Below are 12,204 nucleotides of genomic sequence, written 5' to 3' on the forward strand. Positions count from 1 at the left end.
CCGCGGGGCCGTCCACTCCGCGGCGGGCGGTGCGGGAGGATGGGGGCATGGACTGGCTCGATACGGCGGACACGGAGGTCGCGGCCTCCCGGCTCGCCGGGGCGGGGGAGCAGTGGACCGGCGCCGCCGCCGAGGCGTACGCCGACGTCGTACGGCAGGCGGTGGCACGCGGCTGGCAGGACGCGGACCTGGTACGGATGGCCGGGCGCGAGCTGGGCACCGACCACCACCGGCTCGCCGAGGCCCTCGCCGCGCGGCCCGGGCGCAAGGCGCTCGCCGCATACGTGGCCGACCAGCGCCTCGACCGCTTCTCGGCCGCCCTCCTCGTCGTCGAGCTGCTGCGCCTGTACGCCACCCTCCCCCCGATCACCGCCCTCACCCCGCCCCCGCCCCCGCACCCGGGGGAAGGGGCCGCCGCCGGCACCGCCGGGAAGGCGCTCGCCCGTATCCGCGCGCTGCTCGCGAAGGCCGAGTCCACCGGCTTCCCCGAGGAGGCCGAGGCGCTGTCGGCGAAGGCCCAGCAGCTCATGGCCCGGCACAGCATCGACACCGCCGCCCTCGCCGCCGCGAACGGCACCGGTCCGGACGCCCCGGCCGCCCGCCGGATCGGCGTGGACCGCCCCTACGAGGGCGCGAAGGCGCTGCTGCTGGACGCGGTGGCGGCCGCGAACCGCTGCGAGTCGGTGTGGTCGGCGGAGTTCGGGTTCTCCACCGTCGTCGGGCACCGCGCCGACCTGGAGGCGGTCGAGGTGCTCTTCACCTCGCTGCTGGTGCAGGCCGACCGCGCCCTGCACCGCGGCCGCACCTCCCGCTCCCGCGACTTCCGGGAGTCCTTCCTGATCTCCTACGCCGCCCGGATCGGCGAGCGGCTCGCCGCCGCCACGCGTGCCGAGGTCGCCGACGCCGCCCGCACCGCCGGCCCCGACCTGCTGCCCGCCCTCGCCGCCCGCGACCTCGCGGTGCGCGACACCACGCGCCGCCTCTTCCCCCGCACCACGGCGACCCGCCTCAAGGGCCGCGACCCCGACGGCTGGCGCGACGGCCGCACCGCCGCCGACCACGCCCGCCTCGGCGGAAGTTGAGGGCGGTTCAGCCGCGGGCGGTGTCGATGACGCAGAAGCGGTTTCCCTCGGGGTCGGCGAGTACCACGAAGTCCGCGTCGTCCGGGTAGCTGTCCCACTCCACCCGCCGTGCGCCCAGCGCCAGGAGCCGTTCGACCTCGGCCGCCTGGTCGGCGGCGTCGCCGGCGTAGAGGTCCAGGTGCACCCGCGGGTGGTCCTGGACCTCGGTCGCACTGCGCTGGAGCGCGACCTGCGGCCCGGTTCCGTCGGCGGGCACCAGCACCACCCAGTCGTCCTCGGGCGCCTCCCGGGGCACATAGCCCAGCGCCCGCGTCCAGAACGCCTGCGCCCGCGCCACGTCGGCGGCGCCCAGCACCACGGAACCGACCCTCAGCATGCCGCGCACCCTTCGCCGTTGATCCACGTCCGCCCGGCGCAGTGTGCCGGGCCCGGGCCGAACCGGGCAAGGGCCCGGCGGAGTCAGGTGGCCAGGGGGGTGAGGACCATCGGGCGGACCTTGCCCTCGATCATCGCGCCCAGGCCGCGGACGGCGACGGTGTCGGGGCCGGGGGCGACGTGGACCGGCATGTTCGTGGCCTCGCGGAGCATCTGGTCAAGCCCGGGCATCTGCGCGCTGCCGCCGGCCAGCATGATGCCGCGCTCGGCCAGGTCGGAGACCAGGTCGGGGGCGCAGCGGCGCAGCACCGAGGTTATGCCGTCGAGCACCGCGTTGAGCGGGGTCCGCATCGCGTTGCGCACCACCTCGGTCTCGACCAGCACCGAGCGGGCCAGACCGCTGGCCATGTCCCGGCCGTAGACCTCGGTGGTGGTGGGCCCGCCGGCCGCGGCCGCGCCGAGCACCTGGTGCAGCGGCCGCACCGCCTGGCTCGGCAGCATCAGCGCGTGGTTGCTGCGCAGGTGGTCCACCACGGACCGGTCGATCGCCTCGCCGCCGACCGGCACGGTCTCCGCGGCCACGATCGCGCCGAGCGACAGCACCGCGACCTGCGTCGTACCGGCGCCGCACACCACGATCATCGTTGCCTCGGGGTGCTCCACGGGCAGGCCGCAGCCGACCGCGGCGGCGATCAGCGTGTCCACCAGCTCCACCCGGCGCGCGCCGAGCCCGTACAGCGTCTCGACGGCGGCGCGGCGGGCGACCGGGGCGCTGTTGTGGGGCATGCACACCGCGGCGCGCATCACCGCGGTGCCCCGCAGCCGCAGCCAGCGCCGGCCGAGCTTGTCGCCCAGCACGTGCCGCAGCATCCGCTGGGCCATCTCGACGTCCACGACGACGCCGCCGGAGACCGGGCGGACCACCCGGATGTGGGCGGGGGTGCGGCCGGCCATCAGCTCGGCGTTCTTGCCGACGGCGATCAGCGCGCCGGTGCGGACGTCCACCGCGGCGACGCTCGGCTCGTCCACGACGACGCCGCTGCCGCGCAGGTGGACCCGGGTGCGGGCGGCACCGATGTCCACCGCGACGGTGCAGCGGCGCAGCTGGGGCAGTGTGGGGGAGAGGAAGGTGGGGTTGGGGTTCACAGTGCGCTCCCGTACGGCAGGTTCCGCGGGTGGTAGGTGGCCAGCGCCCAGATCACGAAGGTGTCGATCGCGATCATCACGATCGCCCAGATCGGCTGGTAGGGCAGGAACATGAAGTTCGCGATCAGGTTCAGCCCGGCGATGAAGATGCCGATGTAGCGGGCGAATGACAGACCGCGCAGCAGGAAGTAGCCGACCAGCAGGGCGATCACGCCCAGGACGAGGTGGATGACCCCCCAGGCGGTCACGTCGAACTTGTAGACGTAGTCACCGCGGGTACGCACGTAGACGGAGTCCTTGGCGATGCCGACGATTCCTTCGAGGACGGCGAGCACGCCGTTGATCATCAGCATCAGCCCGGCGAAGACGGCGCCACCGGTGGCCCAGGCGCTGCGGGTGTCCTCGCGCGGGTCACGGCCGGTGGAGCCCTGGGGTATCGACCCGGAAGACGGTCCTTCTGAAGGAGAGTGGCTCATGACACGAGGATTGGCCCGTCCTGCGGGCCGGGCCAGTGATGATGCGCCGAACGGGCTGCCGCCGTACGGGTCGGTCCGCGCGGGGGCGCGGCCGCGTGCGTAGGTGGGCGGGGGCCGGGCGTGGTACGCGCACCGCCCCCGTACGGCGCGGAGGCGCGGTACGGGGGCGGCGTGGGCGGGGCCGTGCGGGACGGGCGCCGGGCGGGCTACTCGGCGTCCTCTAGGCGGAAGCCGACCTTCAGGCCGACCTGGTAGTGCTCGATCTCGCCGTCGACGATGTGCCCGCGCACCTGGGTGATCTCGAACCAGTCCAGTTCGCGCAGGGTGCGCGAGGCGCGGCGGATGCCGTTGCGGACGGCGGCGTCCACGCCCTCGGGGGAGGTGCCGACGATCTCGGTGACGCGGTAGGTGTGGTCGCTCATGGCGATGTCCCTTTCGTGTGGGGGAACTCGGGGAACTCGGGGAACTCCGGGTGAGCCAGGGGGACTTGGGGCGGGCGCGGGGAACGCGGGGGGCCCGGCGCGCTCGGTCTCAGTGGTGGAACGCGGTGGCCACCGCCTCGGAACGGTTCAACGGGTGCGGCTGGCGCCGCAGTTCGGGCAGCAGCGCGGCCACGTCGTCCATCAGCAGGTCGGCCAGGTCCGAGGAGAAGCCGTTGCGGCACACCACCCGCAGCACCGCCAGATCCTGCCGGTTCGCCGGGTAGGTGTACGCCGGGACCAGCCAGCCGCGTTCGCGCAGCCGCCGCGAGACGTCGAACACGTCGTACGCCGTCACGTCCGGCGCGGTGGTGACCGCGAACACCGGGAGCTGGTCGCCCCTGGTGATCAGCTGGAAGTCGTCCAGGGCCTCGAAGCGGCGGGCGGTGCTGGTGGCGACGTCCCGGCAGGACTGCTGCACCGCGCGGTAGCCGTCGCGGCCCAGCCGCAGGAACGAGTAGTACTGCGCGACCACTTGGGCGCCCGGGCGGGAGAAGTTCAGCGCGAAGGTGGGCATGTCGCCGCCGAGGTAGTTCACCCGGAAGACCAGTTCCTCCGGCAGCGCCTCCGCGTCGCGCCACAGCGCCCAGCCGACACCCGGGTAGACCAGGCCGTACTTGTGGCCCGAGGTGTTGATCGACGCGACCCGCGGCAGCCGGAAGTCCCACGTCAGGTCCGGGTCGAGGAAGGGGGCGATCATGCCGCCGGAGGCGCCGTCCACGTGCACGGGGATGTGGATGCCGGTGCGCTGCTCGTAGTCGTCGAGGGCGGCGCAGATCTCCGCGACGGGCTCGTAGGAGCCGTCGAAGGTGGAGCCGAGGATCGCCACCACGCCGATGGTGTTCTCGTCGCACAGGGCGAGCGCCGCCTCGGCGTCCAGGTGCAGGCGGTCGCCGGTCATCGGGGCGAGCCGGGGCTCCACCTCCCAGAACGTGCAGAATTTCTCCCAGCACACCTGCACGTTGGCGCCCATCACCAGGTTCGGGCGGGCGGTGGCCGGGTAGCCCGGGGTGCGCTTGGACCAGCGGCGCTTGAGCGCCATCCCGGCCAGCATGCAGGCTTCGGAGGAGCCGGTGGTCGAGCAGCCGACGGCCGCGTTCGGGTCGGGCGCGTTCCACAGGTCGGCGAGCATCGACACGCAGCGCCGTTCCAGCTCGGCGGTGCGCGGGTACTCGTCCTTGTCGATCATGTTCTTGTCGACGCACTCCGCCATGAGCACGTTCGCCTGCGGCTCCATCCACGTCGTCACGAACGTGGCGAGGTTCAGCCGGGAGTTGCCGTCGAGCATCAGCTCGTCGTGCACCAGCTGGTAGGCAGCCGCCGGGGTCATCGGGCCGTCCGCCAGACGGTGCTTGGGCGGGGCGGTCTGCATCGCGCCGACCGGGTCGGCGTCGCCCAGGTAGAACGGATTGACGGAGACCTCGTGCGACGAGCCCGAGCCCTTGTGCAACGACATGGCGGGGAACCTTCCCAACAGCGGAGCCGTGAGCGTGACCGTACGTGCCCGACGTTACGACGACCCGGCCGCCCGCGCAGGGGGTACGGCCGGTCCTCAGGGCTCCCGCGCGAGCAGCGCTTCCTGCGTGAAGCGGTGCAGGGCGCGGGCGAACGCCTCCGCCTCGGCCGGCGGCCAGTGGGCCAGGTAGGCGTCGAAGCGCTCCGCCAAGCGGGCGCGCATCCGCGTCACCACCCGGGTGCCCTCGTCCGTCAGCACCAGCAGGTTCGCGCGGCGGTCACAGGGGTCCGGCTCCCTGCGGAGCAGGCCCGCTGCCTGCAAACGGTCCGCGTGCCGGCTCACCACCGAGCGGTCCAGCCCGATGTCGTGGCCCAGCCGCGCGGCGCTCTTCGGGCCGCCCCGGGCGAGGCCGCTCAACACGGGATACGTCGCCTCGTCCAGCGCCGGGCCCAGCCCCGCGGTCAGCTCCCCGTACACCACGGCACGCGATTCCCGGCGGACGATGTCCCCGAAGTCCTCCGCGATCCGCTCCCCCGCACTGCCTTCCCTCATCCACCCACCTTAATTCCCCCACCCCCGCAGATCCCGCCCCTTGCGGTCCCTCGCCATCCGCGGGTGCGTCGTGGCTTGGCGCGCAGTTCCCCGCGCCCCCGGCGAACCGGCAGGGAGGAACGCTCCACAAGGGGCAGGACCTGACACCGTCAGAAGCCGAGGGAGTGGAGGAGGGCGGCGTTCTGCTGGGTGGTGCGCCAGAGGCGCGCCTGGCGGTCGTGGACGTCGGCGACGGCCGCTTCGTGGTGGGTGAGGAGGGCGGCCGCGCGGGCGGTGAGGCGGGTGGAGAGGTCGCGGTCGTGGACGGAGACACCCCACTCGGGGCGTTCGATGTCGGCGAGGAAGTACGCCATCTTGGGGTGGGAGATGAGGCTGATGATGGGGGTGCCGCAGCCGAAGGGGACCATGCCGGCGTGGCCGCGCATGCCGATGACGAGCTTCGTCCGGGCGTAGGCCGCCCGGATCTCGTCGTTGTCGAAGTCGTACATGGGCACGACGGGGAGCGCCACACCGTGCTCGCGCCGCAGGTCGTAGGCGATCCGCTCGTCCTCCACGGTGTGCGCGACGCACCGCACCTCCGCGTAGGAGCCCAACGCGCGGACGGCGGAGGCGAGTTCGGCGAGGAAGTGGCCGTAGTCGTGCCCGAAGCGCAGCCCGGCGCGGTCGTACGCCGCGTTGAGGAGGACCGTGTCCTCGCGCTGTTCGGGATCGCGCCAGCCGCGGACGATGTGCCGGGTGACCGTGGTGGGGCAGGGCTGGAACCGCACCTTGTCATGGAGCTCGGGCGGCAGCAGGCGCCGCACCTGCGCGATCGACCCGTGGTTGCGCAGCCCGAAGAACGCCGCCTTCTCCGCCAGTTTCCGCAGCGCCGTACGGAACCGCTCGTGCCGGTAGGACTGCCCGTCGAAGAGGTTGAACCCGACCGCGTAGACGGCGATGGGCACCTCGATACGGTCGAGCAGGTCGTCGGGGACGTTCCACTGCCACGCGCTGTTGCCGTTGGGCATCGTGTCGGGCAGGAACAGCCCGCCCCCGCCGATCACCAACCCCCGCCGGGAGTTGACGCGGGCGAGGGCCGCCTCGTCGAAGAGCCGGTGGGCGTGCACGGAGTGCCAGCGGCGCGGCCCGGGATCGGGGTCGAAGGCCAGCCGTACGGCCTCGGGCAGCACCTTGTCCCCGGCGTTGCCCTGCTGCGGCATGTAGAACGCGACATGCGCCAACTGCTCCCGCGGGTCCGCCGGTTCAGCGGCCGGCGCGGTGGCACCCGCCTGCTCCGCGGGACCGTCGACCGCGGCGGCCCGCACCAGCATCTGCCGGCACGGCCGGTGCGTCGGGTCCGCGTCGAGCCCGGCCAGCGCCAACTCCCGTGCCGCGTCGTCGTCCCCGCGCACCCAGGCGATCTGGGCCAGCCGGGCGAAGGCGGGCGGCGCCCAATTCGGGGAGGCGGTCGCCAACCGCAGGTGCGCCCGCGCCTCTTCGTCCCGCGACACGCTCATCAGCGCCTGGCCGTACACCTCGTGCGGCCAGGCGTCGTCCACGGGTATGCGCACCGAGCCGAGCAGGTCCACCGCGTCCTGGTACTCGCCCGCGGCGATGTACGCGGCCGCGACCCGCCGCGCGCAGCCGACGTCTCCGGTCCGCGCGGCGTGCGGGGCGCCGAAGTGCACCAGCAGGTCGTGGTGCGCGGCGCCGGACAGAGCCATGAAACGGGCCTGGAATGCGGCGAGTTCGGCTCCGAAGTCGGCGGAGTCAGCCAACTTCGCTTCCTGGAGGTCGGGTTCGGCCGCCGCGAACACCCCTTCCGGGTCCAGCGGCACGAACTCCTCGCCCGCGAGAGCCAGCGCCTGCGCCAACACCCCCGCCGCGCCCCGCTCCCGCGGATACGCACCCTGCGACGCCACCTCGTCCAGCCGCGCGCAGAACGCGTCCGTCAGGTGCTCCCGCTGCACCACCAGTACCTGCGTGCCGGGCGCGTCCCCGCCGGGCCGGTACGGTGCCGCCGCCAGGCCTCGGCGCAGCGTCAGCAGCCTGCCGAGCGGGCCGCACACCACCCCCTCGGCGTCCAGCACGATCACCGTGTCGTAATCACGCAGCCGGAACGCCTCCAGCACGCCGAAGGCGCCCGGCTCGACGGCACCACCGGACGCCTTCGCCCACGACGCGAGCCGGGCCGCCGACTCCGTTGCCACACACCGTAGTTCGGCGCGCGGGTGGTAGGCGGCGACGCGCTGCGCGGCGCCCTCGGGCAGGCCGTCGTGCAGCACCAGGAAGTCCTCGCACACGGTCTGGTTGGTCAGGGCGAGGCCGCGCAGCAGCGCCGGCAGGGCGGGCAGCCGGTCGGCGTCGGCCCACACGGCGAAGGCGATCCGCCGCTTTCCGGTGAGCGCGGCAGCGGACGGGGGCGCCGCCGGTGCGGGGTGGGTGGTGGCGCTCATCGCAGTGAGATCACCGGTCCTGCGACGTTCCGGGCGCGTTCCATGACCCATGCTTTCTGGCTGGTGGCCGCCTCCTGGTCCGCGACGGGTATCGACGCCGCGCCGGGCAGGCGGAAGGGGGGTGTGCGGTGGAAGTCGAAGCCGATCAGGTCCAGCCGCGGGTTCACGTCGAGGAAGTCCAGCAGCCACATCGCCTCGAACGAGCAGGTCGGCTCATGCGGCCAACTCCCCTCGTCCAGACGGCCGATGCCGCGTACCGGCGCTCGTAGCGACTCCTCGCCGGCGTACCGCTGGGCGCCCGGGACCAGGCGGGTGCGGACGTCCGCGCGCCACGCCGCCGCGCTGTCGCCCAGCACCAGGCGCGTGGTGACCGGGCGGTCCCAGTTGAACACCTTGCGGTGGCCGGTGACATGGAGGTCGGTGCGGGTGCCGGTCGCGGCCGGGTCGATCACGTACGAGGTGAAGCGGACCACCACGTCGTACGAGTCGATCAGCTCGCCCAGCGAACCGTCCCGCACCGTAACGGAGTTGGCGACCAGGCAGACCGAGCGGCCGGCGAGCTGGTTGCGGAGCCCGCCGAGGTCGAGCCAGCCGGTGCCGGCGTACGTCGGGTCCGCGATCGGGGCGCGCAGGCGGTGGCGGTGCTGGTCGGCGTAGAGCCCGATCACCCGGGCGAGTGCGCCCGGGTCGTCCGCGGCGTGCGGGAGGCGCTCCTCGATGTGGCGCACCGCGGCCGATTCCAGGGCGCGTACGGTGCCGGGGGCGCCCTGCGGAAGCAGCGCGGCCAGGGCGCGTTCCTCCGGGAGGGCGGTGCGCAGTGCCGTCGCCCGCGTACGGGCGTGCGTGTCGTGCGGGGCCAGCTCCACGCAGCGGTCGTACGCCGCCAGGGCCGCTTCCGTGTCGCCCTGCGCTTCTAGGGCGCGGGCCCTCAGGCGCCATCCCGCGCGGTGGTTCGGGCGCAGCGGGAGGACGGTGGACGCGACGGTCAGGGCGAGGTTGCGGCCCGCGTCCCCCGCGGAGAGTGCTGCTTCGCCCGCTGACACGAGGGCGTCGAGCAGGTCGTCCGTCACGGCCGGGCTCACCGGGGTGTCCTGGCCGAGTTCGTCCGCCGACGGCAGGGCGATGAGGCGGCGCCGCAGCTGCGGGTGGTCGTCCTTGCCGCGGACCGCGGTCAGGGTGCCGCACACCCGGGCGCACTCTTTCAGGCAGTCCGCCACGGTCACCTGCGGCCACGTGCGTTTCCGCGGTGCCGCCGCAGCGGGTTTGCGGGCCTCTTGCGGTTCCGGCGCGCCCTTCTGGCGTGCGGTGAACCAATGGCCCCGGCTTGTTGTCACCGCGTGAACGCTACGGCGCCCCCGTAAACCCCCGATGAACCCGTCCTTACGTCCACCCCTCCCTGCGGGGCTCTCTCCCGCCCCCGGGCCCCGCCGTTGGGGTTGCTCCCCGTCCCCGGCCGCGCCCCGGTGGGTGGCTTGTCGCGCAGTTCCCCGCGCCCCTTCGGCTCGTCGCCGTTGGGGTTGCTCCCCGTCCCCGGCCGCGCCCCGGTGGGTGGCTTGTCGCGCAGTTCCCCGCGCCCCTGAGTACGTGCGGCTGCTCCGCAGCGCACGCCACCTCGCACCCGACGACGGCGAGCAACCCCGACAGGGGCGCGGGGAACTGCGCGCGAAGCCACGACGTACGCGCGGGTAGGCACGTGTCCGCAAGGGGCAATCACCCAGGGGCGCGGGGAACTGCGCGATCAGCCACTACGGACGCGCGGGTAGGGACGGGCGGTGAGGGGCACCCCCGGAGGGATACGCACCCCCGGAGGGATACGCACCCTCGGAGGGGCTATTCGAGGCGGGGCTGGTGCGCGGGGGCGGGGCAGATGCGGTTGCCGTCGCCGTCGAAGACGTAGAGGTGCGCGAGGTCGACGAGGAGCGGCACGCGGTCACCGCGGCACACCTGGATGTCGGGCCCGGTACGGACGACGAGATCCCCGGTCGGCGTCTCCGGAGACGCCGGGGGCCGGTCGATCACGGCGGCCTGGGACGGACCCGCACCGTTGTCCCGGGCAGCGGGCAGCGACCCCTGAAGGCGCCGCGCGGCCTTCTGCGCGAGCTTCCCGAGCCCACCCCCGGCGGAGCCGCCCGCGGCGCGCCGCCCCCCGGTCCGCGCGGCCGGCGCGGGCCGCGGCGCCTCCAGCTCGGGCACGATCGCGGGCCTCGACCCGGTGTCGAGGTGGACCAGCGACTCGTGCCCCTGGTACTCCACATGCTCGACGATCCCGCTGATCACGACCTCGCCCGCGTGCGCCTGGCTGGGCTGGGCGATCCGTACGGCCTCCGACCGCAGCCCGACGATGATCGGCCGCCCCTGCTGAATCCGCAGCATCTGGTGGTCGTAGCTGAGCGGCTCCGGCAGCCCCAGCCGCTGGCGGCCGAAGTCGATCCACATCCCTCCGCTGAGGGGAGCGATCACCGTCGCCTGGAGCAGATTGATCCGCGGGGTGCCGACGAACGCCGCCACGAACACGTTCTCCGGCAGGTGGTACGCGTCGCGCGGCGACCCGATCTGCTGGAGCACCCCGCTGCGCATGATCGCCACGCGGTCCCCGAGGGACATCGCCTCGGCCTGGTCGTGGGTGACGTACACCGTCGTGACGCCCATCCCGCGGGTGAGCCGGGCGATCTCGGCGCGCAGGTGGGACCGCAGCTTCGCGTCGAGGTTCGACAGCGGCTCGTCCATGAGGAAGACCGACGGGTGCCGGGATATCGCCCGGCCCATGGCGACGCGCTGCCGCTCCCCGCCGGACAGCTGCCCGGGGTAGCGGTCGAGGATCTCCTCGATCCCGAGGATGCGGGCGGTCTCGTCGACCCGCGGCCCGTGCTCCTCGCCGGGCATCTCGAACCGCAGCGGGAACCCGATGTTCTGCCGGCTGGTCATGCTCGGGTAGAGGGCGAAGTTCTGGAAGACCATCGCCATCTTCCGGTCGCCGGGCGCCAGGTCGTTGGAGTACTCGCCGTCGAGCAGCAGCTCACCGGTGGTGATGTCCTCCAGCCCGGCGATCATCCGCAGGACCGTGGACTTCCCGCAGCCCGAGGGGCCGAGCAGCACCAGGAACTCACCGGGTGCGATGTCCAGCGAGAACCGGTCCACGGCCGGCGACGGCTGCTTCGGGTAGTACTTGGAAACTTCGTGCAAGGTGATGGCGCGAGTCATAACGGGGAGCCGCCAGGTAGTTCGGACGCGGGTGGTGCGCGGGTACGACACAGGCGGGGCAGGGACGGCACAGGGGCGCGAGGGATGTGGCGTGTGCGACCTGCGGTGCTTGTGTGACGTGCGGTACTTGCGTGGCATGCCGGACTTGCGAAGTTGCGTGGTCGACGCTGGCCAGACCGTAGTGCACTACTCATAGCCAGCGGAACGCTTGTACCAACACTGGATTGATACTTTTGAGTCGTGATGAACCTCGCGCTCGGACCGAGCTGGCTCGACCCGAACCATCTGATCAACACCTACGGCCTGTGGGGCGTGCTGCTGGTCGTCTTCGCCGAGTCCGGACTGCTGATCGGCTTCTTCCTGCCGGGTGACTCCCTGCTGTTCACCACCGGGCTGCTGGTCGCGTCCGGCACGCTGCACCAGCCGCTGGCCGTGGTGGCCGCGCTGATCGCGGTGGCCGCGGTGGCGGGGGAGCAGACCGGCTACTGGTTCGGCCGCAAGGTCGGGCCCTCGATCTTCTCCCGGCCGGAGTCCCGGCTGTTCAAGATGGAGAACATCGAGAAGGCGCATGCCTTCTTCGACCGGCACGGGCCGAAGGCGATCGTGATGGCCTGCTTCGTGCCGATCGTGCGGACCTTCACCCCGATCGTGGCCGGCGTCAGCCGGATGAACTACCGCAGCTTCGCGACGTTCAACATCATCGGCGGGACCCTGTGGGGCGCCGGTGTCACCCTGCTGGGCTACTGGCTCGGACAGATCGCGTTCGTCCGCGACAACATCGAGGCGATCCTCGTGCTGGTCGTGCTCGTCTCGGTGGTGCCGGTCGGCATCGAGTTCCTGCGCTCGCGCCGCAAGACCGCCGCGCAGGGCCCGCAGCCGGGTCCCGCCGCGGGCGCCGAGGGCGCCGGGTACGGCTACGGCGAGGGCGCGCCGGGCGCCGAGCGGGTCACCGAGGCGGCTGCCGTGCGGGGTGGCCGGCACCGCGCGACGAAGCGCTGACGC

11 protein-coding genes are annotated in these 12,204 nt (G+C 73.2%); 2 read left to right on the forward strand and 9 right to left on the reverse strand.

All coding sequences use genetic code 11. The annotated features are described in order from the left end of the window. Window positions 1-47: 47 nt before the first annotated feature. Window positions 48-1,082 (forward strand): DUF2786 domain-containing protein, encoded by a 1,035-nt coding sequence (locus WA788_RS01165; protein ID WP_335970611.1) that lies wholly within the window; start codon window positions 48-50, stop codon window positions 1,080-1,082. Window positions 1,083-1,089: 7 nt separating this feature from the next. On the opposite strand, the gene WA788_RS01170 is transcribed toward WA788_RS01165, so the two are convergent. From WA788_RS01170 to WA788_RS01210, 9 genes are all read right to left on the reverse strand, one after another. Beyond that, a complete protein-coding gene (locus WA788_RS01170) occupies window positions 1,090-1,458 on the reverse strand; it encodes a VOC family protein (RefSeq protein WP_335970613.1) in 369 nt (122 codons plus the stop codon). An 83-nt stretch (window positions 1,459-1,541) separates the two neighbouring features. Next, window positions 1,542-2,603: a rod shape-determining protein gene (locus tag WA788_RS01175; protein WP_335970615.1), complete on the reverse strand. Its 1,062-nt coding sequence runs from the start codon at window positions 2,601-2,603 to the stop codon at window positions 1,542-1,544. Continuing rightward, entirely contained in the window at window positions 2,600-3,079 is a 480-nt protein-coding gene (locus WA788_RS01180; protein ID WP_335970616.1) for a DUF7144 family membrane protein, read from the reverse strand. The genes WA788_RS01175 and WA788_RS01180 overlap by 4 nt, the downstream gene beginning before the upstream one ends. Window positions 3,080-3,285: 206 nt before the next feature. Further along, the gene (locus WA788_RS01185) at window positions 3,286-3,501 is read right to left on the reverse strand and encodes a dodecin (RefSeq protein WP_335970618.1); all 216 of its coding nucleotides are present in this window, start codon (window positions 3,499-3,501) and stop codon (window positions 3,286-3,288) included. Window positions 3,502-3,610: 109 nt separating this feature from the next. After that, entirely contained in the window at window positions 3,611-5,014 is a 1,404-nt protein-coding gene (locus WA788_RS01190; RefSeq protein WP_335970620.1) for a glutamate decarboxylase, read from the reverse strand. Between the two features lie 96 nt (window positions 5,015-5,110). Then, a complete protein-coding gene (locus WA788_RS01195) occupies window positions 5,111-5,566 on the reverse strand; it encodes a MarR family winged helix-turn-helix transcriptional regulator (protein ID WP_335970622.1) in 456 nt (151 codons plus the stop codon). Between the two features lie 149 nt (window positions 5,567-5,715). Next, a complete protein-coding gene (locus tag WA788_RS01200) occupies window positions 5,716-8,001 on the reverse strand; it encodes a polysaccharide pyruvyl transferase family protein (RefSeq protein WP_335970624.1) in 2,286 nt (761 codons plus the stop codon). Beyond that, complete coding sequence (locus tag WA788_RS01205; RefSeq protein WP_335970626.1) at window positions 7,998-9,188, reverse strand: tetratricopeptide repeat protein; 1,191 nt, start codon at window positions 9,186-9,188, stop codon at window positions 7,998-8,000. The genes WA788_RS01200 and WA788_RS01205 overlap by 4 nt, the downstream gene beginning before the upstream one ends. A gap of 643 nt (window positions 9,189-9,831) precedes the next feature. After that, window positions 9,832-11,202 carry an ABC transporter ATP-binding protein gene (locus tag WA788_RS01210; RefSeq protein WP_335970628.1) on the reverse strand — a complete coding sequence of 457 codons (1,371 nt, stop codon included), beginning with the start codon at window positions 11,200-11,202 and terminating at the stop codon, window positions 9,832-9,834. Between the two features lie 243 nt (window positions 11,203-11,445). On the opposite strand from WA788_RS01210, the gene WA788_RS01215 reads away from it, so the two are divergent. Beyond that, a complete protein-coding gene (locus WA788_RS01215) occupies window positions 11,446-12,201 on the forward strand; it encodes a DedA family protein (RefSeq protein ID WP_335971237.1) in 756 nt (251 codons plus the stop codon). Window positions 12,202-12,204: the final 3 nt, after the last annotated feature.

Origin of the sequence: Streptomyces sp. CA2R106 (genome assembly GCF_037034245.1) — a bacterium.
In the GTDB taxonomy this organism is placed as follows: Bacteria; Actinomycetota; Actinomycetes; order Streptomycetales; family Streptomycetaceae; genus Actinacidiphila.